Origin of the sequence: Klenkia terrae, assembly GCF_900491935.1 — a bacterium.
GTDB classification, from domain to species: domain Bacteria; phylum Actinomycetota; class Actinomycetes; order Mycobacteriales; family Geodermatophilaceae; genus Klenkia; species Klenkia terrae.
Window position 1 is genome coordinate 3,689,864 of the sequence record NZ_UEXK01000004.1, and the last position, 25,424, is coordinate 3,715,287.

Genomic DNA, 25,424 nt, shown 5'->3' on the forward strand with positions numbered 1-25,424 from the left:
AGGCATCCGCACGGACGTCCGTCCAAACAGCCGTCCGCCCGGGATGGGCCGGCGAGGGTCCGCGCCCCCGCCCGGGGCCGCCCCCATGGCCAGCACCGCGGCCCCCCCCCGCCCCCTCCCGACCGCCCGCCCCGCCCGGGCCGCGGAGTCGACCGCCGACGCCGGGGCGCGCCCCGCGCCGACCCGGGTCGTCGCCCGTCGCGGGAACCACCCGGCCGGGCGCGCGCTGGCCCGTGCGGCCGAGCAGGGCACCGGCCCCCTCGCGCCGGTGGTGCCGCTGCGGCGCACCGGCGCCGTGGTGGTCCCGCTGCGGCCGGCCGCGCCGCCGGTGCTCCCGGCGGCGTCCGCGGCGGAGCCGGTCGGGTCGGCGGCGTCCCCCGGGACGACGGCGCCCGCACCCCTGCGGCTGACCCGGCGCGGTCGACTGGTGCTCTGCGGGCTCGGCGTGGTCACCGCCCTCGGCCTAGCGGCGTTCGCCGTCCCGGCGCTGGGTGGCGGCGACCCGGCCGTTCCCGCACTCGAGCTCGCGGGCCGCTCCAGCGTGGTGGTGTACAGCGGCGACACCCTGTGGTCGATCGCCGAGGCCGTGGCACCCGACACCGACCCGCGGGTGGTCGTCGACGCGATCCAGGAGGCGAACGGGTTGTCCGGGGCCGGGCTGGTCCCCGGTCAGGTGCTCGTCCTGCCCTGAGGCGCCTGCGCGGCGGGCCGACGTGCAGCCCCGGCCGACGCGCATCCCCGGCCGACGCGGACCGGCGACACGGACCGGCGACACGGACCGGCGACACGGACCGACGACACGCCGTCTCGTCGGTGGTCCTCGGCGGCCGGTCCCGAGCCCGGTGCCGGGCGGTCCGCGGCGTCCTCCGACGGCGTACGGCGTGGTGGGACGCGTGGGGTGTCAGGTCTGCCCACGGGGCCCGGGTGCTGACGTCGAGATGTGGGAAGCCGACACGCCCGGTAGGGGTTGCACACCCATAGGGGTCCGGAGCTAGTCTCACCACAACATCTAGTAGTTACAGAGATGTCGTTCCGTCCACAGGTTGTTCCCCAGGTTCTCCCGAGGTCGTCCACCGGATGTCCCCCTCGGAGTCCACAGGGACACCCCGGACCCGGGAGGAGACGATCCGGTGCGCTGCCCGTTCTGCCACAACCCCGACAGCCGGGTCGTGGACTCGCGCGAGACCGACGAGGGCGCGACCACGCGTCGGCGCCGGTCCTGCCCGGGCTGCGGCCGGCGGTTCACCACGGTCGAGGAGGCCGTGATGGCCGTCGTCAAGCGCAGCGGGGTGACCGAGCCGTTCAACCGGGCCAAGGTCGTCGCCGGCGTGCGGCGGGCCTGCCAGGGCCGGCCCGTCGACGAGGACCAGCTCGCCGTGCTGGCCGCCCAGGTGGAGGACGCGGTGCGCTGCACCGGGTCCGCCGAGGTGCCCAGCCACGAGGTGGGCCTGGCGATCCTGCGCCCGCTGCGCGACCTCGACGAGGTGGCGTACCTGCGCTTCGCCAGCGTCTACCGCTCCTTCACCTCCGCGTCCGACTTCGAGAAGGAGATCGCGGAGATGCGCGCCAAGGCGGCCTCGGTCGCCGAGATCGCCTCGGCCGACCTGCCGCCGCCGGTCATCCCGCGCAGCGTCGCCACCGCGGGGCCGCCAGGCCCCTCGGGTGCCGCGCACCAGCCGTGATCACGCACCAACTGGTCACGCACGAGTCCTGATCCCGCACCGGTCCGCGGCCTTCCCCACCGCACCGGCGCCCCGGCACCGCCGCCGGGGACAGCCCCACGAGCACGTACCCGCCCCACCAGCACGGCGTCCAGCGACGCGACCAGCACCCGGCCCACCGGCGCGGGTGCAGACACACGAATCCCAGGGGGAGTCTTGACCGAGACCACCGACCGCATCTCGTCCGGCCGCAAGCGGGGCGCGAAGTCCGCCGACCGCAAGGGCATCACCGTCCAGCGCGTGTTCACCACCGCCGGCGTGCACCCCTACGACGAGGTGACCTGGGAGCGTCGCGACGTCGTCATGACCAACTGGCGCGACGGGTCGATCAACTTCGAGCAGCGGGGCGTCGAGTTCCCGTCGGAGTGGTCGATCAACGCCACCAACATCGTCACCACCAAGTACTTCCGCGGCGCCGTGGGCACCGCGCAGCGCGAGACGAGCCTGCGCCAGCTGATCGACCGGGTCGTGCTGACCTACACCGAGGCCGGCCGCGAGCACGGCTACTTCGCCACCGAGGGCGACGCCGAGCTGTTCGAGCACGAGCTGACCTGGATGCTGCTGCACCAGTACTTCAGCTTCAACTCGCCCGTCTGGTTCAACGTCGGCACCGCGTCGCCGCAGCAGGTCAGCGCCTGCTTCATCCTCGCCGTCGACGACACGATGGACTCGATCCTGAACTGGTACCGCGAGGAGGGCCTGATCTTCAAGGGCGGCTCCGGTGCCGGCCTGAACCTCTCCCGCATCCGGTCGTCCAAGGAGCTGCTGTCCTCCGGCGGCACCGCCTCGGGCCCGGTCTCCTTCATGCGCGGCGCCGACGCCTCCGCCGGCACCATCAAGTCCGGTGGCGCCACCCGCCGCGCGGCGAAGATGGTCGTGCTGGACATCGACCACCCCGACATCGAGGAGTTCGTCGAGACCAAGGCGCGCGAGGAGGACAAGATCCGTGCGCTGCGCGACGCCGGCTACGACATGGACCTCGGTGGCCGCGACATCACCAGCGTCCAGTACCAGAACGCCAACAACTCGGTCCGGGTGAACGAGGAGTTCATGCGGGCGGTCGAGGAGGGCACCGGCTTCGGGCTGCGCTCGCGCACCGACGGCTCGGTCATCGAGACCGTCGACGCCAAGGAGCTCTTCCGCAAGGTCACCACCGCCGCGTGGGAGTGCGCCGACCCGGGCATCCAGTACGACGACACGATCAACGACTGGCACACCAACCCCGAGACCGGGCGGATCAACGCGTCCAACCCCTGCTCGGAGTACATGAGCCTGGACAACAGCTCGTGCAACCTGGCGTCGCTGAACCTCATGAAGTTCCTGCAGCCCGACGGCCGGTTCGACTCGGAGCGGTTCACCCGCTCCGTCGAGCTGATCATCACCGCGATGGACATCTCGATCTGCTTCGCCGACTTCCCGACGGCGCCGATCGGCGACACCACCCGCGCCTACCGCCAGCTGGGCATCGGCTACGCCAACCTCGGCGCCCTGCTGATGGCCACCGGCCACGCCTACGACTCCCGCGGGGGCCAGAGCCTGGCCGCGGCCATCACCTCGCTGATGACCGGTGCCGCCTACCGCCGCTCGGCCGAGCTGGCCGGGGTCGTCGGTGCCTACGACGGCTACGCCCGCAACGCCTCGGCGCACTCCCGGGTCATGCGCAAGCACGCCGCAGCCAACGACGCGATCCGCCCGGTCGGCGCCGACGACGCCGACGTGCTCAAGGCCGCCACCGCGCAGTGGCAGGAGTGCCTGACCATCGGTGGCCAGAACGGCTGGCGCAACGCCCAGGCCTCCGTGCTGGCCCCCACCGGCACCATCGGCTTCATGATGGACTGCGACACGACCGGCATCGAGCCGGACTTCTCGCTGGTCAAGTTCAAGAAGCTGGTCGGCGGCGGCTCCATGCAGATCGTCAACCAGACGGTGCCCCGCGCGCTGGCGAGCATGGGCTACCAGGAGGAGCAGGTCGAGGCGATCGTCGAGTACATCGCCGAGCACGGCCACGTCGTGGATGCCCCGACCCTGCGCCCCGAGCACTACGAGGTCTTCGACTGCGCGATGGGCGAGCGGGCCATCTCCCCGATGGGCCACGTCCGGATGATGGCCGCGGTCCAGCCGTTCATCTCCGGCGCCATCTCCAAGACGGTCAACATGCCGGAGTCGGCGACCATCGAGGACGTCGAGAACATCTACTTCCAGGGCTGGAAGATGGGCATCAAGGCCCTCGCCATCTACCGGGACAACTGCAAGGTCGGCCAGCCGCTGTCCGGCGGCAAGGGCAAGAACGACGGCACCAAGGCCGAGGTAGCCGAGGTGGCCGAGGTGGCAGCACCGGTCGCGGCGACCATGGCCCACCCGGTCCGCAAGCGCCTGCCCAAGAAGCGCACCAGCGTCACGACGTCGTTCTCCGTCGCCGGGGCCGAGGGCTACATGACCGCCGGCATGTACGAGGACGGCAGCCTGGGCGAGGTCTTCCTCAAGCTCGGCAAGCAGGGCTCGACCCTGGCCGGCGTGATGGACGCCTTCTCGATCGGTATCTCGCTGGCGCTGCAGCACGGTGTGCCGCTGGAGACCTACATCTCCAAGTTCACCAACATGCGCTTCGAGCCCGCCGGCCTGACCGACGACCCGGACATCCGGATCGCCCAGTCGGTGATGGACTACATCTTCCGGCGCCTGGCGCTGGACCACCTGTCCATCGAGAAGCGGGCCAACCTCGGCATCTTCACCGCCGAGGAGCGCGCCTCGCAGGTCACGGGGTCCTACGGCTCGGCCTCGACGTCGACCGTCGAGGAGGAGGTCGACCTGGAGGCGCTGCGCGGCTCCGCGCCGACCGAGGTCGCCAAGGTCGAGGCGCCGGCTGCCAAGCCCACCTCGATCAAGGAGGCCCACTCCTCGGCCGAGCTGCTGGAGCTGGTCACCGGGACCGCCACCGACGCGCCGCTGTGCATGACCTGCGGCACGAAGATGCGCCCGGCCGGCAGCTGCTACGTCTGCGAGGGCTGCGGCTCCACCAGCGGCTGCAGCTGATGACGGCTGTCACGAATAACGCGCAGCATTGTCGCGAATAGTGCACACCGCTGTCAGCAACAGTGCGCGTCGTTGTCACGAATAGTGCAAGGCCGCTGCTGGCGATGACGTGACGCATACCGGGGGGCGAGGTTCAGTTATTGAGCCTCGCCCCTTGGCGTCCCACCTCTGTTCAGCCACAACACTTACGGAAGGCACCCATGAGCAAGGACAATCGGCGCCACGTCGTTCCGAACAAGACCGGCGGCTGGGACGTCAAGAAGCCTGGCGCTGAGCGCTCAAGCGCTCACGCTGAAACACAGGCACAAGCCACCGCCCGCGCGAAAGAGATCGTCGGGCGGGCCGGTGGCGGCGAGGTCCGCATCCACGGCCGCGACGGCGCCATTCGCGACTCCGACACTGTGGCGCCGGGCAACGACCCGAATCCGCCCCGCGACAAGCGGTAGACGCGTCATGCGGCACCTCTCCTACGACCTAGGACAGCAGAAGAAGGGGGCGACCGCAGTCGTCACCCTCGACAAGCAAGCCAATGTCCAACTCATGACGTCGTCGGCTTACCAGTCATACAAGTCTGGCAGGCAGTATCGCTATCACGGCGGACTCGCCAAGACGTCTCCTGCGCGCATCCCGATCCCTACCAACGGGAGGTGGGTCGTGGTCGTTGACCTCGGCGGCTACGGGGGAACCGTCCGCGCGGGCGTCAAAGTTCAACCGCCGCCGCGAGGAAATCTCCCCACGCTGCGGCAGCAGAGCAGCCCTGCCGCCGATGTGCAGGTCCGCGAGCCTGTCGAGCCTGAGGGTGAGGTCCTTGGAGGCCAGACGTGGGACGTCTTCTTGTCTCACGCCACTGAGGACAAGGCATCAGTTGCGCTCCCTCTGCGGGATGCACTGACCGAGCGGGGGGTGACGGTCTGGCTCGACAAGACGGAGATCAAGATCGGTGACAGTCTTCGCCGCAAGATCGACGAGGGCATCAGGTCGAGCCGGTACGGCGTCGTTGTGTTGTCCCCGTCCTTCTTCGCGAAGGGTTGGACCAACCTGGAACTTGACGGTCTGGTGACCAGGAGCGTCGCAGGGGAGCAGTCCATGCTGCCGATTTGGCACGAGGTCAGTGCTGAGCAGGTCCGCGGGTACAGCCCCTCGCTTGCCGACAAGCGAGCCCTGAGCACCGGCGAGTTCGACATCGAGGAGATGGCGGACCAGATCGCGGAGGCCGTGCTGGGCATCCCCGAAGAGGACGACTGAGGCGAGCCCCCCGGGCTAGCCTGCTGTTCGTTATCACCCACTGACGTCGAAGGCGTAGGCGGTGTCGGCGGTGAGTTGCACGCGGTCTCCGACGCCGCTGCTGACCGTGATGGCTCCGCGGTTCGCGAGCGCGCCGAGTTGCATCATGCGATCTGTGGACGTGTCGGTCGCCGACAAAGTGCCACGGTAGGCGGCGTAGAGAACTCGCGCCGTGCCGTGGGCGATGCCGTCATCGGCGTCCTTGTACAAGGTCAGCCGGGTGATCGCGTCCGAGGCACGCTTGTCGTTGGCGCGGATGCAGACACCCATGCTGTTGCGGTGTACGCGTAGGCCGATCTCGTCGAGGCGGCCGTCCAGGTTGGTGATGGCGGTGCGGAGCCGATCGACGTCCCAGCCGAGGGCTTGGGCGAGCCGATCTTCCGGGTGCATCTGCTTCTGGGCGTTGAGAACCTGAGCGAGGACAGCGACATCCTCGCTGGGGGCGTCGGCGGGCTCGTCGGTCGCGGTCGCGTCGAAGAGGTCCCCCATGGACATGCCTGCTTCGGTCGCGGCCCGGCGGAGGTCCGCGATGCTGACGCTGCCGTTGACCTCGTTGCGGAGGAGCATGCCGCGGACAGCGCTGTCACCGAGGCCGGACCGGTTCGCGTAGGTGCGGTCGCTGAGCCCGTCGCTGAGTAGACGCTCGCGGAGTGCAGCGCCGTTGACGGGGACGGTGGCGGTCATGCTGCTTCCTCGGCCTTGAGGGCAGCGGGCGGAACTCCGGTCAGCCTGACTCCCACGAGGGGGAGGAGTGCCACCCCGAGGTTGTGTTGCCAGCGGTCGCTCTTCCTCGCCTCCGTCGGGACATGGTTGCTGGGGGCGGGGAGGTTCAGTTCGGCTCCGAGGCGGCGCAAGGCCACAGCGACGGATTGGCGGGTCTGGTCGATCAGCGGATCCGTACCGGTTGCGCCGGTGAGCAGTCGATAGGTGCGCTGGGCGCGGAGGTACAACTTGGCGTCGTCGTGGAGGGGGAGGTGGTCGGCGCCTACGAGATTGCCATCGGGGGTGACTTGATCGATGCGGATGGCGTGGATCTCGTCCTTACTGAGATTGGCGTCGTAAAGGATGGCGGCAGTCGAGCGCCAGGCGGTCCGGTAGGCGCGCAGCGAGCGGACCTCGGCGGGCGTCATGCGGCGGTGCTCAGCGGCGGCTGTGCCATGAAGGAGCGTGTCGATACTGACCTTGAGCAACAGCCCCTGGGTGAAGAGTGCAGCCTGGGCTGCACGAGCGATCGTCAGGGCCTGACCGGGGGTGCGGTGTTGAGCGATAAGCGCGGTGAGCGTCGCTGCGGCATCTTCGGGAGTGGCCGGTGGGGTGTCCGCGATTGCGTGGAAGGTGCTGCGGTAGAGCCGGTCCACCAGACTGAACTGCTCCGGCCGTAAGACTTCTCGCACTCGGGCGCGGAATGCGTAGAACTCTGCTCGCGGCAGGTACTGCGGGAAGTCGACGGGTGTATCTGGCGGCACAACGTGCGTTGGCCGAGCCGTTTCCGTGATCAGGGTTCGGAGCGCGGGGAGGTCGGTGATCGTGCCGCCGCGCGCGGTGATCCAGTCGGCGAGGTTCTCGCCGACGGTGTCGTCGCAGGTGAGCACGAGGTCGGCGCCGACGCTGGAGGAGAGGTGCTCCAGGTCATCGAGGAACTCGATGCTGGGGATGGTGTCGGCGTGCCGGACGATCACAAGGCGGACGTCGTGGGCAGTGAGCCAGGCGCGGGCGTACTCCAGGTCTTCACCATGGCGGCGACCGGACCCGTAGACGTCGTGGTTGATGCCGAGCGCAGCGAGCAAGTCTTGGCCGATCACCCAAGCGTGCTTGGTCGGGCGTGCGGTGAACGTGACGACACCCGTGCTCGGGTCGGTCGGGGGCAGAAGCGCCCGGCTGGGCTGGTCTGCGGGCAGTGGGACTAGAAAGGACATTCGGGCTGGTCTCCTTCAGGAATCGGTCTCAGCGATTTGGCGCGGCAACTTGCGACGGATCTGTGCGAAATCGTCAGCGGTGACTGCGCCGGTGACGTCGAACCGGTTGAGCCAGCGGACCGTGTGCACCCAACGACGAAGGAATCCGGCGCAGGCGGCCTCGTTGTGCTGCGCGAGCAGCCGCGTGGAGGTTGCGGCGAAGCGGGCGTCGAGGCGCTGGACGGCGTCGATCAGTTCAGTGCCCCGCAAGGGCGCGAAGGTGACCTCGCCCATGATGCGGCTGTGCAACTGCGGGTGTGTCTGGGCCGCGGCGAGGACCCCGGTTCCGACGATCCCGAGCCCGAAGGCGTGGTCGCATTCCTCGTAGAGCCAAACAAGTTCCTGTAGCGCGTGCGGTTTCGTGTTTTGCAACTCGTCGACGATGAGAACGCCGCCCCAAGCCGTGAAGAGCCGGAGGAGATCGTCCTGCATCTGCACGCGGGTACCGGTGTGCTGAAAGCCGGTCAGGGCCACATGCGTGTACCGGAGAAGGTCTAGCGGGCGGGGATTGCCGGGCATCGTGACGACGGCACAGGGCCGGTTGGCGTTCTGGGCGACGTACCGGGCGCAGGTGGTCTTGCCGGTCCCGGGCGGGCCGTCGAAGGCGACGATGTCGTTCCCGCTGAGGACCGCCTGCGCGGTCACGTACCCGTCGGCGAAGAACGGTGTCTGTACGAGTTCTGTCTCCAGGCCGAGTGCGACGGTCTGATGCCGAAGCACGCCTTGGGGGGCGATGGTCACTGGTGCTCCTCTTCGTCATGCGTGGGGGCCTCACTGGCGCGGCTGCTGTCGACCGGGCGAGCGGAAGCGTCGGTCGAACGCCGCGGCCCTGGTGCCGTGGCCTCCTGGGGCGGCAGTGCACTGCCGTACTTCGCCGCCAGTCGTGCGGTTGCCTGCCGCGCCGCGTCGTCCTTCGTGGCGGGAGGCGTCGCCGGAACACGTGGCGCAGGCGGCCTTCCGGCGCCCTTGCGGTGTGACTTGGCGTTCTGCTCCTTCGGCTTCGGAGCGTCCTCGGAGACGGCCATTTCTGCGAGGCTGCGGGGCTCCGGTTCGACTGGCTGGCTGTCGTGGCGGTTCACGAACGCGGCCCGGTCCTCGCTGCCGTCGTAGGTGGCGTCCTCGTGTCCGTAGGTCACTCCGGCGTGGCTGGCCGCGGCCATCTGCTGGCGGAAGTGAATGACGCCCTTCTCGATGGCCTGAAACTCCTTCTCGATTTCGGCGCGCTCGGCCATGAAGGGGGCGATCTGATCGCGGGTCATCCGGTCGGCACGGGTTGCCTGGCAGATCCACTCGCCGTCGAGGCTGAAGACCTCGATGAAGTCGCGGTTGGTCGGCAAATAGCGAATCCGGTAACGGCGTCCGTACTCCAGGCTGGTGCCGAAGTAGAAGTTGCCGTCGAAGTTCAAGCCGTTCTTCGTCCACATGTAGGTGAGGTCACCGCTGGTCATCAGCGACGTGCGGTACTCGACGGGATCGAGGTGGCGCAGTTCGGTCGGGTCGGCACCGAATGAGCCGAGCCGCGTCCGGCCGTGCTTCTCCATCAGGATCGTCGTGTTGATCTCGTTGACGGTGTCCTGCAGAAGGTCAGAGAAGACCGACCAGCCGAGGATCTCCTCGGGCTTGATGTCCTTGGGCAACTTCGCGGCGTGCCGAGACGCGCCGGTGCGAATCTTGCCCGCCTTCGTGGCACCGGGGGCACGGTTGGCGAGCCGCTGATTGAGCAGCCCGAGGGCACGCTCGGCAACGCCGTTCTGCCAGGAGGAGTAGGCGGCGGTCGGTGCCAGGATCCAGCCGAGCCGCTGCACTCCTTCCCGCATGCTGGGGCCGAAGTGCTGGGCGGCGTTGTCGCAGACAACCTGTTCGGGCTGGCCGCCGATCGTGACGCCGAAGTAGTCGCGTTCGGTGCCGAACTCGACCAGCGCTGCGGCGACCATGTCGCCGTTGACGTGTGTCTTCCACGGGATTGCGTGCAGCAGGCTGCTGTAGCCGTCCGCCACCACGGTCACCTGCGGCTTGATCGGGGACGCGTGCTTGTGGGAGGGCCAAACCCACAGGTCCATGATCGTGTGGTCCAGATGCCAGGTGTGATTGCGGTGCGGCGGAGTCCACGACAGGTACGCCCGGTTGTTCACGAGGCCCGTGTAGCCCTCCAGCGCGGCGGCGACGAGGGTCGGATTGGCACGTTCGCGCATCGCCCGCGCGAAGGTCTCGTAGGAGCAGTCCACCAGCCCTGCCTTCACCAGCAGTTTGTGGGCTGAGTGCATGTTCTGTTCCTGCGCGACGACGGTCAGGTGCTCGACGGTCGGCTCGAAGCGCTCGCGCTGAGGCTTGGAGGTGCCGTCGGCGAGCCGGGCGTCGTTGAGCCAGGTGTAGACGGCACGCGGGGAGACGCCCCACTTCGCTGCCACGGCCTTGACGTGGATCCCGAGGGGGCGACCTTCGGAGGTGAGACGGCGCAGTTGGGCGACTGCGGCCTGCTTGTCCGCCCAACCGGGCCGATGCCGCGTCGACCCGGTGGCCCCAGTCGGCTGATGAGGTCGCGTGCTGGAGAAACGCCGCGAGCCGGTCATGCCGCCGTCTCCGCCCGGAGCGCCGCGGGAGTCAGAGGCGAGGCGTGGAGCGACTCCACCAGCCCCTGCGGACTGACGTAGATGCAGGACCGCAGGTGGCTCAGCGTGATTACACGGACCCCGGCGAACCGGTCCCCGTACGTGGCGATGCCCGCGTCGAGATAGCGGTGAACCTGAGTCCAGGTGTCCTCATCGAGCGTGGCCTGCACATGCCGCCAGGTCTTGATCTCGTCGAAGAAGACACCCTTGTCCGGGTCGTGCCAGGCAAGATCCACGCGCCCAGTCCCGGCCGCCACCTCGGCACCGAGGAAGACCGCCGGGGTAGGTGGCACGAAGTGGGACAGGTACTGCGTGGCCATGCCGGTCACCCGAATCCGGGCCCTGTCCAACCGGCCAAGGGACCGATCCTTGACCGTCGCTCCGACCGTCTCGGCGATCAGCAGACGAAGGGCGCGGCCATCGATGGTCTGCGCGGTCGAGGCCAGCCGTCCCGCGATCGCGTGGGTCAGGACGCCGATCTTGCTGTCCCAGATCCGGCTGTCGTGGGTCTGGGACGGCTTGTTGCTGTAGATCGGGACGGGCAGTCCGGCGCGGGCGTAGAGCGCCTGCATGGTCAGCCGCGGAACTGGGAGGGCGGGGGACTCAGGGTTGTTGCTATGGGGGGTCATGGGCGCTCCGCTCAAATAGACGGTTGGGCGCCCCTGACCTGACTGATCAGGCGAGTAGGAAAGCGTCAGGGCAGGGGTATGAGCCCGCCCATGCGAATGCGAAACCAGCGCAAGAATGTTGTGGACCGCATCGCCGCGCCTCCCTTCCGTCTCAATATTGGCCTGGAACTGAGGCGCACGGTAAGAGTTCAGTGCAGCCTCCGCAATGTCCCCAGGAACAGGCGTACCCCGGAAGAGGTGGGTCCCCGGCACTGCTTCGTCGCCGAGACCGGAGTCCAGCGGACTGCTGATATTGGCCATCATCAGGCGTTGTTCTCGACGTAAGAGGGAAGCATCGCTTCGCTCGGCGAAGCCGCGGTCGGACGCGGTGCCTGGAGCGCCTGAAGCCGCGCCAGCCCGCAGCACCACGGGTCGAAGTCGTGCCCGCTGTGCAGGTTGTCCGTGTCTCCTGTCCTGGACTGCTGGTACGAGGCGTCCGGGATGTAGCCGACAGCACCGCGCTCGCCGAAGGTGTGCTCGAACTGGCTGTACGACTGAAGTTCTTCCAGCGCATGCTCGAACCAGGCGTCGAACGCCGGCGGGTCGGCGTGCACGTCGGGTCCGCTCAGCAGCACACCGATCGCCCCCTCGTGCACCGGGTGCAGACGTGCATCCGGGCTGCGACGGACGACGCGGATCTCCTCACCCCAGGGCAGGGCGGCCAACTCGTCGTCGCTCAGCACCGAGGCGTCCGGAATGCTGATTGTCAGCAGTTCGGTGTCCTCCCCGATGAAGTCCAGCAACTCCCAGATCGACCCGTCCTCCGGCGGGTAACACATCGCGGGGTTGCCGACCGTGGCGTCGATGACCACGCCCAAGTGAATGTCCACCAGCGTGAACAGCCAATAGCGCCCGAGGTGGCTGCGGTCGCCGACCGGCATCTCGGTGCGGGCCAGTTCGAACGTGAACGGCAATCCGTCGCGGGTCGTGAACTTCTTCATCAGGTCTGCTCCTGCGTCTTCGTGAAGCCAGCGGGATTGCTGACGGCCAACAGGAAATCGCCCGGATCAGACACGTACCGGCGAAAGTGCCATCGAGTGCCGCGTGGACCGTCCGGCGCCACACGCGACCGATGGCACTCGGTGGCACCCGACCACCCAAGCGCGTGCTCGGACGGGAAGTCAGCGACCAACAAATCCGCAGATCAGGTGGCCATTTCGGGGGAGAAGGGGCTGCGGACCGTCCAACAACTGGCCGAAGTGGCACTCGACGGCACTCGCTGGCACTCGACGAAGCCGGACGGAAACGACGAAAGGACCCGCACGGTGACGATCAGGCAGGCCGGTGTCCCGCTCGACACCTCCACGCCACTCGACTCCCGACCGTCGCCAGACGCCCCGGTCCAGTCGCTGGAGGAGATCGGGCGCCGCACCGTCCTCGCCCGCGTCGCCGCCGACGGCTCCCGCTGGTGCCGCTGCTGCGACACCAGCGCCGCACCTGGCCCGACGTCGGCCTACTGCCCCGACCACCTCCGGCAGCGCAACCCGCTGCTGAAGCGGCTCCGCCGCCAAGCCGAGCGCGAAGCCGCCGAAGCGGCCCGCGCCGCCGCACCGGCTACCCCGGTTGTCCGGGACGACATGGTCCAGATGCCCAGGGAGGCGCTACGGCAGATCGGGATCCGAGCCGCCGCCATGGCCACGCACATTGCCCGCGCCTCCCGCCACTACCACGCCCTCCAGCAGGAGGGCCGCGATCCGGTCTGGCTCGACAACCTCATGTGGAGCGCCAAGGAACTGGACGCAGCCATCCAGAGTGGTATCGCCAACGACGAGGTGCTCCCGCGCCACCTGGCCCGACGTCCGCCAGCCAGGCAGCAGCCCCGCACCGCCTGATCGCGACGCTCACGCCGCGCGGTGTCGGCGACCCGGGATACCGTCCGGCCCGTCGGACCGGCGTCGTCGGCTCGACTACGGGCCCGAGGGGGATGACAGTGCCCTCGGACCCTTGCGGGGGCTCGGACCGGATGACCGACGGCCCGAACCTTCGAGCCAGCGTTGTTGGCTCGAACCGCCGCGCTGGGCTCCGCTGGTCGGGGTCGCAGCGCGGCGCGCCCACGCTGCTCCACGGCCCCGCCATTCGACGGGGAGAGGATTAGTCCCCAGTGGACCAGGCCGCGGACTGTCGTAGTCGGCCTGCATGATCAGGGACAGGAGCGGCCTGCGTCGGCCGATACCCCTGTACAGGGCGCCCGTGGAGGCGCTTGGTCTTCGAAGGGACGGCGGAACAGTGCAGCAGGCCACGGCGGGCGCGAGGACTTCGTGAGCACGATCCGCAACCAGCGCCTCAAGGGCCAACTCGAACTGACCTGGACCAATAAGGACCAGCGACTGCTCTCGCACGGCGAGGACACCTACGAGTGGACGACGCCGGATGACTACCGTGTCAGCGAGGTCCGGCTGCTCCACGACATCGCCACGGTGGGTGAGACCCACAAGGACGCCGGGCGCGCCAAGGACAACCTGCTCATCCGCGGTGACGCTCTCCATGCGCTGACGTCCTTGAAGGAGTTGCCGGAGTTCGCGGCCGAGTACCGTGGCAAGGTCCGACTCGCCTACATCGATCCGCCGTTCAACACCGGGCAGATGTTCGAGCACTACAACGACGCTGTCGAACACAGCATTTGGCTCACCCAGATGCGCGACCGGCTCAGCCAAATCCACGAACTGCTGGCAGTCGACGGAAGCGTCTGGGTGCACCTGGATGACGCCGAGATGGCCTACTGTCGAGTGCTGCTCGATGAGGTCTTCGGAAGGCAGAACTTCATCGCCACGGTCGTATGGCAGAAGGTCTACACCGTAAAGAACAGCGCAAAGCACCTTTCGGTAGACCAGGACTACATCATCGTCTTCGCGAAGAACGCCGAAGTGTGGAGGCCGAACACGCTGCCTCGCTCAGAGGCCATGGACGCTGCGTACAAGAACCCGGACAACGATCCGCGTGGCCCCTGGAAGTCTGCGGCATTCAACGCCAATAAGCCGTACAGCAAGGGGCGCTACCCGATCACTACTCCCTCTGGCCGTGTCATCCCTGGCCCTCCCTCAGGCACCTACTGGCGCTACTCCGAAGAGAGGCTCCAGGAACTGATGGCTGAGAACCGGATCTGGTGGGGTGCCGACGGAAGCGGCGTGCCTTCCTTCAAGCGATTCCTCAGCGAGGTGGGGGGAAAGATTCCTCAGACGCTTTGGCCCTATTCTGAGGTGGGTCATGGGCAGGAGGCGAAGGCTGAGATCCGGGCACTGTTCCCGGAGGCTGCTCCCTTCGCAACGCCCAAGCCAGAGCGTCTCGTGAGCCGGATCGTGCACATCGGGAGTAACCCGGGGGACGTCGTCCTCGATTGCTTCGCTGGGTCGGCTACGACGGCGGCCGTAGCCCACAAGATGGGACGGCGGTGGGTCACCGTCGAACTCAGCGAGGACAACTACACCTTCTACGACCGGCCGCGCCTGGAGAAGGTCGTCAACAACGAAGATCCTCGCGGCGTCACAGCATCCGTCGAGTGGCAGGGCGGTGGCGGTTTCCGCTGCGTCGAGGTCGGCCCATCCATGTTCGAGGCCGAGGAGGATGGCGGAATCCTCCTCGCCGAGTGGGCCACCAATGGTGCCTTCGCTGAGGCTGTCTGCGCCCAGTTGGGCTACGAGCGCCTTGGTCCTGAGAGCCGTCCGTTCAGCGGGCGAAAGGGTCGCATGCGTCTGGCGGTCATCGACGGGGTCGCCGGGGACAACGAGGTCGACTTCCTCGTCTCCCACCTCGCCGACGGCGAGCGCCTCACCCTGGTGGCGAAGGCCGCGACCGAGGAAGCCCAGGATCGGCTTCGCGTCCTGTCACCGGGCAGTCGCCTGCGCACCGCACCGCGAGACCTGCTCCGCGTGCGCTCTCACGGGAAGGCCGCCCGATGACCCTCCTCCCCATGGACACCGACCTCATCGAAGAGGTAGCAGCGCGGCTCCAGTTGCGCGCCCCCAACAAGGCCGCCCTGGAAGCAGTCGCCCGACGCCTGGATGAGGCCGACGAACCGCTTGACGGCGTCTGCGATCTGGCTACCGGCGTCGGCAAGACCTACATCGCCGCAGCCCTGGTGGACTACCTGTACGAGTCCGGGGTCCGGAACATCCTGATCGTCACCCCAGGGACGACGGTCTTTGGGAAGACGGTCAACAACTTCACCCCCGGCCACGCGAAGTACGTGAACGGGCTGGAGTCGAACCCGCTCGTGATCACGAGTGAGGACTTCGACCGAGGTGCTGTCGCGCACGCCCTGGCTGACGATACCCGGCTCAAAGTGTTCGTCTTCAACGTCCAGCAGTTGATCAAGCCCACGCAGAACACCTCCCGCAAGGTCCGCGAGCACGACGAGAACCTCGGCGGCAGCCTCTACGAGCACCTCCAGCAGGTGTCAGACCTCGTGGTGATTGCCGATGAGCACCACGTCTACTTCGGCAAGAACGCCAAGGCGTTCACCGCCGCGGTCAAGGACCTCAAGCCGCTCGCCCTCATCGGGCTCACGGCCACCCCGTCGGAGAACACCACCGACGACCAGATCATCTACAACTACCCGCTCGCCGCGGCCATCGCCGACGGGTTCGTCAAGATCCCGGTTCTGGTGGCCCGCAAGGACGGCCAGGTCACGCTGCGCCGCCAGTTGGCCGACGGCCTGCTGCTGCTGGACCGCAAGCGCGAGGCTCTCGTCGCGTACTGCGCCAAGCAGGACTGCGACCCGGTCAACCCGGTCATGTTCGTCGTCTGCGAGAGCATCGACGACGCCAACGAAGTGGCCGCGGAACTGCGTGGACCGGACATGCTCGGCTCCGATGAGGCCGTGCTCGTCGTCACCAGCGAGTCCCCCGACGAGTCCCTCGCCGCACTGGACAAGGTCGAAGACCCCGCCAGCCCGGTCCGGGCCATCGTCAGCGTGCAGATGCTCAAGGAAGGCTGGGACGTCAAGAACATCTACGTCATCTGCGCCCTCCGCGCGCTGGAGTCCCAGGCGCTGTCCGAGCAGATCCTCGGCCGCGGCCTGCGCCTGCCGTTCGGGTCCCGCACCGGGGTCCCGATGCTCGACAGCGTCGAGGTCCTCTCCCACCGGCGCTTCCACGACCTGCTCGCCAACGCCCGCGCCCTGCTCGAAGCGACGTTCAAGGAACGCGCGGAGAAGGTGGTCGCCGAGACCTCCACAGGGCAGGTCAGCGGCACCGCCAGCATCACCGGCGGCGAGAACCTCGCCGTGCCGAGCGACGGTCAGGCCGCCGATCAGGTGACCCGCGTCGACGGGATTGTCGGCACCGGCCAGTTGACGATCGCAGGCGTTGGCACCGCAGGTGCCAGTGCTGCCGACAGCGAGGGCAGCGTCGGGCTCGTCTTCCAGGAGTTCGAGGACCGCGCCCAGGAGGCCGAGGCTGCCGTCCTGCTGCTGCAGCAGGACATGAGCCCGCGCTCCGACGCTCCCCGGATCCTCTTCCCGCGGCTGGACAAGCAGATCCAGCCGCAGCCGTTCACCCTCTCCGACGTCGCCGATGACGACGCCCGCCTCCGTGGGCTGAACTACCGCTCGGAGATCGCCAGCCCGCTCGACCGGGTCGGTCTCGTCGCCGAGCGACGCGGCGACGACACGATCGACGTGACGCCGCGCAAGCAGGCCGAGGACATCGCCGCCAGCCAGGAGATGCTGCCGGTCGTCGATCTCATCACCGAGATGACCGGCAGAGTCTTGAGCAGTGGCCTCGTCATCCCGGACAAGGGCCAGAAGAACGCCATCCGCCGCCTGATCAAGGCGTTCCTCGCCGGGGCGGGAGTCGACGACCCCGACACCGCCGAATGGTCACAGCGCCGAGTCCAGGCGGCCACCGACGCATTCCTCCACCTGGTCCGGGAGAAGCACAAGAACCGGCCCAGCGGCATCGTTGAGAAGATCGAGCCGATCGGCTACCCGCCCAGCACCCTGCCGTCGATCACCGAAACCCTCGACCGGTACACCGTCCAGAACGCGGCCACCTTCGTCCCCGGCAAGCCCTACACCGGCTGGACCAAGAGCATCCTGCCTGCCGCCGCCTTCGACGCTTACAGCACCGAGTACCGGCTCGCCGACCTTCTCGACTCCGCCCCCGAGATCACCTGGTGGGTCCGCGTCCTCCCCAACTACGGCGCCTACCTCAACTACGGTGCCAACCAGCGCTACATCCCGGACTTCATCGCCATCGACACAGACGGCGTCCACTGGCTCATCGAAGGCAAGGCCGACGTCCGCGCCAACGACAAGGACGTCCTCGCGAAGCGAGAAGCCGCCGAACGCTGGGTCCGTCACGTCAACGACAGCGGCGAAGTCGAAGCCGAATGGCGCTACCTATTCGCCACCGAGACCAACGTCAAGCACGCCGCCGGATCCTGGGTCGGACTCAAACAGGTGACCGGGTCATGACTCCCTGCCGAGGGGTCCACTGGCGTATCGAGAACCGCATGAGGGGAACGCAGGGAGCAAGATGAGTCAAGCAAGACCGACCACGGCAGGGCATGCGCTTCACGATTTGCTGATGCGGTTCCGGCAAACCAGCCAAGTCACAGTCCTCAACGGGTGGGTCGACGTGCTCGGTGCCCCCGAAGGAAGCGTCGAGTGGGCTCAGCGCCATGCAGAGGTTGTTGGCCTGTACCAAGGGGTGCTCCAACAGGTATCCAGCCTGCCCGAGGGTGACCCGAACCGGGACCGAGCCCTGCGCTATGCCCCGGCGTGGTACCGCGCCGTCGTCTGGCAGAACCTCTGGCAGAGCAGCCAACAGCGCCCCAGCCAGGTCGTGAGCGACGCCGCACTCGATCAACTCGGGTCTATCGCCGAGATCCTCTCCTACCGCCTCCCCGGAGCAGCCGCTAGTCCGTCCGATGAGGCGGTCGCTCGACTCCGACAAGAACTGGAGGACTGGCTCGACCTACTCGCCGAATCAGCCGATGTCCCCCAGTCGGCGCGGGAGGAGATTGCAGGCCAGATCCGGCATGTGCTCTGGCTGCTGGACAACATCGACACCTTCGGTGTCGCTCCGGTCGTCCGGGAAGCGCGCACCGTCGTCGGCCGAGTCACCGAAGCATCGGCAACGCAAAACTGGGCGAAGAAGTGGACGACGCGCATCGGTGCGCTCGTGCTCGCGCTCGGTCTCCTGACCCAGGGCCTGGAGGCGACGACGCAGGCGTTGGAAGCAGCCCAGGAGACGGTCACCGTCGTAAGCGAGATCGTGCGCGGTGAGTCCTCAGGTAGCGAGGCTCAGACCAACCGCCCGGCCCTGCCAAGCGGCTCCGGCGCCGATCCAGTCGATGCGGAGGAGACGGCCACTCCGGGCGGCTGATGACTCCGACGAACCCGCCTTGCGACGATCCTCCGACCGCGATCCCGCAGACGAACGGCTGATTCACCAGAGCACGAACCTCGCCACATTGAACGCCTGGCGGGCCGTGCCACGCATGCCCAAGTGCAGCACGGCCGTCTCACCGGACTCCGAGATCAAGGCGCTGCGGTGGTCCGGCTGCCCCGGTTTTGTCGGTGCCCTCCTCTAGCGTCCGGCCTGAGCGTCACACCGCCCCGGGGGGTGCGCTATGGAGCAGAGGAGCACACGCATGGCTCGATCGTCGTTCGTCAGTTTCCACTACCAGAACGACTACTGGCGGGTCCAACAGGTTCTGCAGATGGGTGCGATCGAAGGGCAGGAGGTTCTCTCTCCGCAGCGGTGGGAGAGCGTCAAGGCCCGTGGCGCCAAGGCTATCCAGGACTGGATCGACAAGGAGATGGCCTACAAGCGCGGCGTCATCGTCCTGATCGGGTCGCAGACCGCCTCTCGCCCGTGGGTGAAGTACGAGATCCAGAAAGCATGGAACGCCAAGAAGCCGCTCGTCGGCATCCGTATCCACGGGCTCAAGAACAACAACCTACGGACCTCGACCGCGGGACCTAATCCGTTCGCCCAGATCAGCATCTCGAACAGCACCAAGACGCTCGCCGACTACGTCCCCGTCCATGATCCGGCCGGACGCGACAGCACCCAGGTCTACGCGAGCATCAAGAACAACGTCGCCTCGTGGATCGCCAGCGGCTACAAGCGGCCCTGATGATGCACCCCGACTCGGACCTAGACTGCGATTTCTGCCAGATCGTCACCCGCGAAGAACCAGCCCGGGAAGTCTTGCGTACGGACAAGGTCGTCGCCTTCTTCCCGCTCGATCCGGCCACCCTCGGGCACACCCTCGTCATCCCACGCGAGCACATCCCCGACCTCTGGTCACTCGACGACCAGACCGCCCGCGACCTGACTGACGCGACTCTGCGCATCGCGCGCGCCATCCGAGCAGCGATCCCGCTGGACGGCCTCAACATCATCCAGTCCAACGGCGAAGCAGCCACGCAGACCGTGTTCCACCTGCATGTCCACGTCGTTCCCCGCCGCGCCGACGATGCAATGGGTCCCATCTGGCCAGCGGAGACTCACTGGAGCGACATGGACAAGAACGACGTGCAGGACAAAATCCGCGCCACTCTCACGTCGGGTGCAGGCGAACAGGACGGCGCACCTTGACCAGTTCCCTCGGCGCCATGGCCTTCGATGCTGAAGACCGCAGGAAGCACCTGGACTACGTCCAAGCGGTCATAGCCCGACTCTCGCAATCTTCAGCGACTGCCAAAGGCTGGAGTCTTACCATCGCAGGAGCCGCCTTCGGGTTCTCCGCAGTCATCGAGCGCTGGTACCTCGCACTCCTAGGCTTGGCCATCATCATCTCGTTCTCGATCCTCGACATGTACTACCTCTACGAAGAACGACTCTTTCGCTGCCTCCACAATGGCGTCGTTGCCGGAACCGTCCCGCCGTACTCCATGGACAAGAACATGTTCACGGACCAAGCATCCAGGCTGGACACGTACACGTCCTGGTCGGTCCTCGGGTTCTACGCCCCCCTTACGCTCGCCGGGATCGCCGTAACCGGCATCTCGCTCCTGACCGGGTGAGCCGGAAGCGGCGATGATCCCCGACGCCCAAACACTCACCTTCCTGCTCGTACTCGCGGAGTTCGACTCCGACGACGGGCATCAATCCATCATGTGGATGGACGAAGACAGCGTCGACTACTGGGAGATGCCCTACGCCGGTGCATGTTGGCCTTGTATGCGCGTCCGTAACGACGCGGTCTTCCGTGGCCGTCCGGTTCCCGGCCTCACGCTGCCGGAGGCATACGACATCCCCTACTGGCGTGCCGTGCAGGATGGCGCCGACGCTGTCGCCTTCCTGCGCCAGCACGAGAGATGTGGCGAGACTCCGCTGGCTCTCCGTTCCGCGCGGAATGGAACCCTGCCTACGGGTGACCCAGCGTCGGTGCCGCCGCCGGTCCAGTTTGGCTAGCAGTCGGATCGGCTGGGGCGGCTCATGCGCAGCAACTGGTCGGCTTGTCTGACCGGAACAGCCCGGCGGCGATCCGAAGGGCCTCGCTCATCGTCAAGTAGGGCGCCCAAGTATCGGCAATGTCGTCCACGGTCATCCCAGCCTTGACGGCGTAGGTGGCCGCGAGCATCACGTCTCCGGCGCCGTCGAGAGCGGCGTGCACGCCGAGGACCTTGCCGGTGTCCGCGTCGATCACGATCTTGAGTGCCCCGAGGGTGTCCTGGTTGGTCAGCGCGCGGGGAATGTCCTGCCCGCCGAGGACTCGGCAGTCGCAGGCGTGCCCGGCGGCCAGCGCCTCCGCTTCGGTCAGTCCGGCGCTGGCCAGTTGAGGGCGGGTGAAGATGACGGCGGGGAGGCCGGTGTAGTCGACCTCGCGCTTGCCGCCGAGGGCGTTGACGGCGGCGGCGCGGCCGGTCTCGGCGGCGACGTAGACGTACTGCGGGGCGCCGGACACGTCCCCTGCCGCCCACACCTTCGGGTTGCTGGTCTGCTGCCGCGCATCGACGGCGATGAACCCGCGCTCGTCCACCTCGATCCCGGCCGCCGCCAGGTCGAGCCCGTCGGTCCGCGCCTGGCGGCCGGTCGCGATCAGCAGCCGCTGGGCGGTCACCGTCTGCCCAGCGTCGGTGGTCACGCTGACGACACCCGCCTCCGCCGCCACCTGGACGGCGCGCTGCTCGACGACGGTGATGCCCACCCGGTCGAACGCCTCGCGCAGCACCTCGGCCAGTTCGGGCTCGGTGTGCGGGGCCAGGCGGCCGATGAGGGTCACGCGGGTGCCGAGCCCGGCGAACAACTGGGCCTGCTCCATGCCGACGTAGCCGCCACCGATGACGATCAGGCTCTCGGGCAGGTTCTCCAGTTCCATCGCCGTGGTCGAGGTCAGCCAGTCCACCCCGTCCAGGCCCGGCAGGTCCGGGGTGGAGGGCTCGGAGCCGGTGGCCACGATGTAGGCGGCGGCGGGCAGCGGCTCCCCGTCGACCAGCAGCGTCTGCGGGTCCGCGAACCGCGCCTCACCACGGCGGATGTCGAACCCGTGCGCCTCGGCCACGTCCAGGTACTTCGCGGTCCGCATCTGCTCGATCAGGTCGTCCTTCTGGCCCACCAGCGACCGCAGGTCGACCGGTCCGGCGTTGGTCGGGACGCCGGGGAAGGCGCTGTGCAGGGCGTGCTCGCGCTGCCCGCTGGCGGCCAGCAGCGTCTTGCTCGGCACGCAGCCGACGTTCAGGCAGGTCCCGCCGACCACGCCCCGCTCGACGAGGACGACGCTCTTGCCCTGGGCGCGGGCGTGGATCCCCGCCGCCATCGCAGCGCCGCCGGTACCGATGATTGCCAGGTCGAGTCGGTCCACGTTCGCTCCTGCACAGGTCGAGGAAGACGGTCGGCGTGGACCGTAAAGCCTCCCCTGCGGTGGAAGGTCAAGCCGAATACGGTCGGCCCGTGCGCATCGGCGAACTGGCGACGAAGGCGGGCCTCACGGCCAAGACCATTCGCTTCTACGAAACCGCCGGAGTGCTGCCCGAGCCTGAGCGGCAGCCCTCCGGGTACCGCGACTACAACGGCAGCGCGCTCGCCCGACTGCGGTTCGTCAAGGCCGCGCAAGCCGCCGGGCTCACCCTCGCCGAGATCCGACAGGTCATCGCTGTCCGCGACCTCAGCGGCCCACCCTGCCGCCACGTGGCCGACCTCCTCGATACACACGCCGCCGACCTCGACCGCCGCATCGCCGAACTGGCCGCACTGCGCGACGACGTCCAGCGGCTCCGCGACCGTGCCAAGAGCCTCGATCCCTCCCGCTGCGACGACACGGCCGTCTGCCACGTCATCCCCGCAGACGATCCCGCTGCGCACCCTCCGGCCCGGATACCGTGACCCGATCCGGCCGCCGCGCCGCTGACTAGGAGAGGCCCTGCGATGAGCCTGCTGGGACGGCAACCGGCCGACAACGGTGAGCGCGCGCACTGCGGCTGCTGCGGGCGGGATCTACCCCGATCGGCAGTGCACGAGTTGGGCGGCACCCCTGGCGTGTTCATGTGCCGCCGCTGCGCCCTCTGGGGCGCGACGAGGCGTGGCCGTCGCCGGTAGCGCGCCCCCGCTACACGCACTCGTTCGGCGCTCGACCGGGGCGAGGTCCTCGCGCACGAGGCGGCGGTGTCGCAAGGCCGTGAGATTCGGAGTGACACTCGGATGAGATTCGTCAGCTGATCACCACCTGATCGACCCGGCGCCCCCGGTCCCGCTCCGTGCGGGACCGGGGGCGCCGTCGTCGTCCTACAGCGCGATGTCGGCGTACCGGGTCAGCAGCCGCCACCGCGCGGACGAGCCCGGCTCCCCGTCGGCGGCCGGGGTGAGCGCGCGGAACCGGTCCGCGGCCGTCGCCGGTGCCAGGTCCAGCCCGGTCAGGTCGGCCAGGTCGGTGATCGGCACCTGGAAGGTGCGGAACGGGCCCAGTGGGGGCGCCTGCCCAGCGGCCTCGGCGTCGGCGAGCGCACCGGCCACGTCGTCGAGCTCCGGGGTCTGGTCGAGCAGGTAGCCGGTGGCCCCCAGCACGGGGTCGCCGGCGGGGTCGGCGGGGTCGGGGACGGTGAAGACCGCGACCTTGAAGAACCTCAGCGGGATCTGCACGCCCCGGTACACCGGGTCGCCGGGGTCCAGGACCGGCCCGGTGTGCACCACCAGCCGCCGGTCGTACGTGGCCGCGTTGTCCAGCAGGTAGGTCTCCAGGCCCAGCCACAACTGGTCGCCCTGGTTGAACGAGGCGGCCTGCGGCGCGGCGTTCGGGTAGTGGAAGGTGTCGACGTTGCCGGCCTGCGCCTCGGCGACGGTCGCGCCCCAGACGGCGTCGGCCCGGCGCACCAGGTGCCCGCGGTCCGAGTCGTTGCCGGTGTACAGCCCCGGTCCGGCCTGGGCGGCGGCCGGGAGCCGGTCGTCCAGCCGCCAGTCGATGCCGTCGCGGTCCAGGTCCCGGAGCAGCGCACCGTCGATCCCCACGCCGGCCACCGCGGCCAGCCGCCGGTCCGGCCGCACGAGCACGCTGAAGTGCACGTAGTCCAGCCGCACCACCTCGACACCGGGGTCGACCGGTGTCGGCAGGGGCACCGGGGTGCCCAGCAGCAGGTCGTCCAGGCCGGTGCGCGACGTGGGGGAGGACACGGCCGGCAGCGTAGGGACGGCCCCCGACACGGCCCCTCACGCGCAGCGGCCGGTGCACGCCCGCCACCTGGCGGGCGACCACCGCCAGGTGGCGCTGGGCAGCCGCGGGCGCGCCGGACACGATGGTGACCGCGGTCACGGGTGACCGCCCGAGCCCGAGGAGATCGCGTGACGACGACGTCGCTGCCCCGCCCCCCGTTCGACCCGCAGATCGCCGCCGCGCTCGACGCCCTCGGTGAGCTGCTGCCCTCCTCGCTGACCCCGGAGATGATCCCGCTGCTCCGGCAGCCCAACCCGGCACTGCCGCCGGCCAGCGACGAGGAGCTGTCGCAGGGCGGTGCGCTGGCGGTCAGCACCCGCACGGTGCCCGGGCCCGACGGCGCGCCCGACGTCGAGGTCATCGTGCTCCGGCCCACCGGCGCCACCGGCCCGGTGCCGGCGGGGCGGCACACCCACGGCGGCGGCATGATCATCGGTGACGCCCGGACCGGCTTGCTGGAGGTCGCCGGGTGGGCCGCCGAGCTGTGCCTCGCGGTCGTCTCCGTGGAGTACCGGCTGGCCCCCGAGACGCCGCACCCCGGGCCTGTCGAGGACTGCTACGCCGCGCTGGTCTGGACCGTGCGCAACGCCGCCGAGCTCGGCGTGGACCCCGCGCGGGTCGTCGTGGCCGGCGCCAGCGCCGGGGGAGGCCTCGCTGCCGCCCTGGCCCTCATGGCCCGGGACCGGGGCGAGGTGGCGCTGGCCGGCCAGCTCCTGATCTACCCCATGCTCGACGACCGCAACGAGACGGTGTCGGCGCAGCAGATGGCCGGGGTCGGGGTCTGGGACCGCACCTCGAACCAGACCGGCTGGACGGCGCTGCTCGGCGACGCCGCCGGGGGTCCCGATGTGCCGGCCTACGCCGCACCCGCCCGGGCGACCGACCTCTCCGGCCTGCCGCCGGCCTTCATCGACGTGGCCTCGGCGGAGACCTTCCGCGACGAGGACGTCGCCTACGCCTCGCGCATCTGGGCGGCCGGGGGCATCGCCGAGCTGCACGTGTGGCCCGGCGGGTGCCACGGCTTCGACCTCTTCGTCCCCGACGCCGCCATCTCGCAGGGCGCCCGGGCCGCCCGCATCGCCTGGCTGCGCCGGCTGCTGGCCGGCTGACCGGGTCTGGTGCCGGCGGCGGGCGCGGTCCACGATGGCGACGTGAACGACCTGGCGATGCGGCTGGCGGCCCTGGACCCCGAGGTGGGGGCAGCGCTGCGGGCCGTCGGGCACTTCGACGCGCTGCTGGCGGCCCGCGCCGGGCTGCAGGACGTCGTCCGCGGCGCCGCCGAGCTGGCCGGGTGCCCGGCCCGGTACGTCGACCGAGAGCGCGGCCTCGTCGTCCGGGCGCTGCCCGACGGCGTGCTCGAGGCCGGGTCCGCGCCGGCCGACCCGACCTGGGTGCGGACGGGCGTCGAGGGCACCGGCGGCGAGCTGCTCCTGGAGCGTCCGGGCCCCGCCGGCACCCGGGACGCCGTCGTGCTGGAGCGGGCCGCGGCGGCCGTCGGCACGGTGCTCGCCCGCCCCCGCCGTGGCCGCCCCGGCGCGGACCCGGGGGCGGCGCCTT

The 25,424-nt window shown here is 69.0% G+C and carries 24 protein-coding genes; 16 read left to right on the top strand and 8 right to left on the bottom strand.

Annotation, left to right across the window (positions count from 1 at the left end; genetic code table 11):
* The first annotated feature begins 85 nt into the window (after positions 1-85).
* The 5 genes from LFA75_RS18385 (at position 86) to LFA75_RS18405 (ending at position 5,999) form a co-directional block, all read left to right on the top strand.
* Entirely contained in the window at positions 86-691 is a 606-nt protein-coding gene (locus LFA75_RS18385; RefSeq protein WP_225235042.1) for a LysM peptidoglycan-binding domain-containing protein, read from the top strand.
* 439 nt (positions 692-1,130) lie between these two features.
* Positions 1,131-1,682, top strand: coding sequence for a transcriptional regulator NrdR (nrdR, locus tag LFA75_RS18390; RefSeq protein WP_225235043.1), 552 nt, complete (start codon positions 1,131-1,133; stop codon positions 1,680-1,682).
* A 195-nt stretch (positions 1,683-1,877) separates the two neighbouring features.
* Positions 1,878-4,754 (top strand): vitamin B12-dependent ribonucleotide reductase, encoded by a 2,877-nt coding sequence (locus LFA75_RS18395; RefSeq protein ID WP_225235044.1) that lies wholly within the window; start codon positions 1,878-1,880, stop codon positions 4,752-4,754.
* Positions 4,755-4,954: 200 nt separating this feature from the next.
* Positions 4,955-5,200: a DUF2188 domain-containing protein gene (locus LFA75_RS18400; RefSeq protein WP_225235045.1), complete on the top strand. Its 246-nt coding sequence runs from the start codon at positions 4,955-4,957 to the stop codon at positions 5,198-5,200.
* 7 nt (positions 5,201-5,207) lie between these two features.
* Complete coding sequence (locus tag LFA75_RS18405) at positions 5,208-5,999, top strand: DUF1883 domain-containing protein (RefSeq protein ID WP_225235046.1); 792 nt, start codon at positions 5,208-5,210, stop codon at positions 5,997-5,999.
* Positions 6,000-6,032: 33 nt separating this feature from the next.
* Here LFA75_RS18405 and LFA75_RS18410 read toward each other — a convergent pair whose 3' ends face one another.
* The 6 genes from LFA75_RS18410 to LFA75_RS18435 form a co-directional block, all read right to left on the bottom strand.
* Positions 6,033-6,722: a hypothetical protein gene (locus LFA75_RS18410; RefSeq protein WP_225235047.1), complete on the bottom strand. Its 690-nt coding sequence runs from the start codon at positions 6,720-6,722 to the stop codon at positions 6,033-6,035.
* Positions 6,719-7,840: a hypothetical protein gene (locus LFA75_RS18415; protein WP_225235048.1), complete on the bottom strand. Its 1,122-nt coding sequence runs from the start codon at positions 7,838-7,840 to the stop codon at positions 6,719-6,721. The genes LFA75_RS18410 and LFA75_RS18415 overlap by 4 nt, the downstream gene beginning before the upstream one ends.
* 129 nt (positions 7,841-7,969) lie before the next feature.
* A complete protein-coding gene (locus LFA75_RS18420; RefSeq protein WP_225235049.1) occupies positions 7,970-8,734 on the bottom strand; it encodes an ATP-binding protein in 765 nt (254 codons plus the stop codon).
* On the bottom strand, positions 8,731-10,563 hold the full coding sequence (locus LFA75_RS18425; protein WP_225235050.1) for a Mu transposase C-terminal domain-containing protein: 1,833 nt from the start codon (positions 10,561-10,563) through the stop codon (positions 8,731-8,733). Before LFA75_RS18425 ends, LFA75_RS18420 begins: the two co-directional genes overlap by 4 nt.
* Complete coding sequence (locus LFA75_RS18430; protein WP_225235051.1) at positions 10,560-11,174, bottom strand: hypothetical protein; 615 nt, start codon at positions 11,172-11,174, stop codon at positions 10,560-10,562. Before LFA75_RS18430 ends, LFA75_RS18425 begins: the two co-directional genes overlap by 4 nt.
* A gap of 359 nt (positions 11,175-11,533) precedes the next feature.
* Complete coding sequence (locus tag LFA75_RS18435; protein WP_225235052.1) at positions 11,534-12,211, bottom strand: hypothetical protein; 678 nt, start codon at positions 12,209-12,211, stop codon at positions 11,534-11,536.
* A gap of 141 nt (positions 12,212-12,352) precedes the next feature.
* On the opposite strand from LFA75_RS18435, the gene LFA75_RS18440 reads away from it, so the two are divergent.
* The 8 genes from LFA75_RS18440 to LFA75_RS18475 all read left to right on the top strand — a co-directional run bounded on the left by LFA75_RS18440 (position 12,353) and on the right by LFA75_RS18475 (position 20,635).
* Complete coding sequence (locus LFA75_RS18440; RefSeq protein ID WP_225235053.1) at positions 12,353-13,102, top strand: hypothetical protein; 750 nt, start codon at positions 12,353-12,355, stop codon at positions 13,100-13,102.
* A gap of 426 nt (positions 13,103-13,528) precedes the next feature.
* On the top strand, positions 13,529-15,166 hold the full coding sequence (locus LFA75_RS18445) for a site-specific DNA-methyltransferase (protein ID WP_225235054.1): 1,638 nt from the start codon (positions 13,529-13,531) through the stop codon (positions 15,164-15,166).
* 11 nt (positions 15,167-15,177) lie between these two features.
* Complete coding sequence (locus LFA75_RS18450) at positions 15,178-17,682, top strand: DEAD/DEAH box helicase (protein ID WP_225235055.1); 2,505 nt, start codon at positions 15,178-15,180, stop codon at positions 17,680-17,682.
* Between the two features lie 112 nt (positions 17,683-17,794).
* On the top strand, positions 17,795-18,595 hold the full coding sequence (locus tag LFA75_RS18455) for a hypothetical protein (RefSeq protein ID WP_225235056.1): 801 nt from the start codon (positions 17,795-17,797) through the stop codon (positions 18,593-18,595).
* Between the two features lie 268 nt (positions 18,596-18,863).
* The gene (locus LFA75_RS18460) at positions 18,864-19,352 is read left to right on the top strand and encodes a TIR domain-containing protein (protein ID WP_097195921.1); all 489 of its coding nucleotides are present in this window, start codon (positions 18,864-18,866) and stop codon (positions 19,350-19,352) included.
* Positions 19,322-19,816: an HIT family protein gene (locus tag LFA75_RS18465; protein ID WP_225235057.1), complete on the top strand. Its 495-nt coding sequence runs from the start codon at positions 19,322-19,324 to the stop codon at positions 19,814-19,816. The genes LFA75_RS18460 and LFA75_RS18465 overlap by 31 nt, the downstream gene beginning before the upstream one ends.
* 17 nt (positions 19,817-19,833) lie before the next feature.
* Positions 19,834-20,244 carry a hypothetical protein gene (locus tag LFA75_RS18470; RefSeq protein ID WP_097195920.1) on the top strand — a complete coding sequence of 137 codons (411 nt, stop codon included), beginning with the start codon at positions 19,834-19,836 and terminating at the stop codon, positions 20,242-20,244.
* Positions 20,245-20,257: 13 nt separating this feature from the next.
* The gene (locus LFA75_RS18475) at positions 20,258-20,635 is read left to right on the top strand and encodes a hypothetical protein (RefSeq protein ID WP_225235058.1); all 378 of its coding nucleotides are present in this window, start codon (positions 20,258-20,260) and stop codon (positions 20,633-20,635) included.
* A gap of 22 nt (positions 20,636-20,657) precedes the next feature.
* On the opposite strand, the gene merA is transcribed toward LFA75_RS18475, so the two are convergent.
* Positions 20,658-22,025, bottom strand: coding sequence for a mercury(II) reductase (gene merA / locus LFA75_RS18480; RefSeq protein WP_225235059.1), 1,368 nt, complete (start codon positions 22,023-22,025; stop codon positions 20,658-20,660).
* A gap of 89 nt (positions 22,026-22,114) precedes the next feature.
* On the opposite strand from merA, the gene LFA75_RS18485 reads away from it, so the two are divergent.
* Positions 22,115-22,546, top strand: coding sequence for a heavy metal-responsive transcriptional regulator (locus LFA75_RS18485; protein ID WP_225235060.1), 432 nt, complete (start codon positions 22,115-22,117; stop codon positions 22,544-22,546).
* Between the two features lie 399 nt (positions 22,547-22,945).
* Here LFA75_RS18485 and LFA75_RS18490 read toward each other — a convergent pair whose 3' ends face one another.
* Positions 22,946-23,827, bottom strand: a complete 882-nt coding sequence (locus tag LFA75_RS18490; RefSeq protein ID WP_225235061.1) for a DNA/RNA non-specific endonuclease — start codon at positions 23,825-23,827, stop codon at positions 22,946-22,948.
* Between the two features lie 168 nt (positions 23,828-23,995).
* On the opposite strand from LFA75_RS18490, the gene LFA75_RS18495 reads away from it, so the two are divergent.
* Together LFA75_RS18495 and LFA75_RS18500 are read left to right on the top strand one after the other, a co-directional pair.
* Positions 23,996-24,976, top strand: a complete 981-nt coding sequence (locus LFA75_RS18495) for an alpha/beta hydrolase (protein ID WP_225235062.1) — start codon at positions 23,996-23,998, stop codon at positions 24,974-24,976.
* Between the two features lie 42 nt (positions 24,977-25,018).
* On the top strand, positions 25,019-25,424 hold a 406-nt coding region (locus LFA75_RS18500), incomplete at its 3' end, for a hypothetical protein (protein ID WP_225235063.1).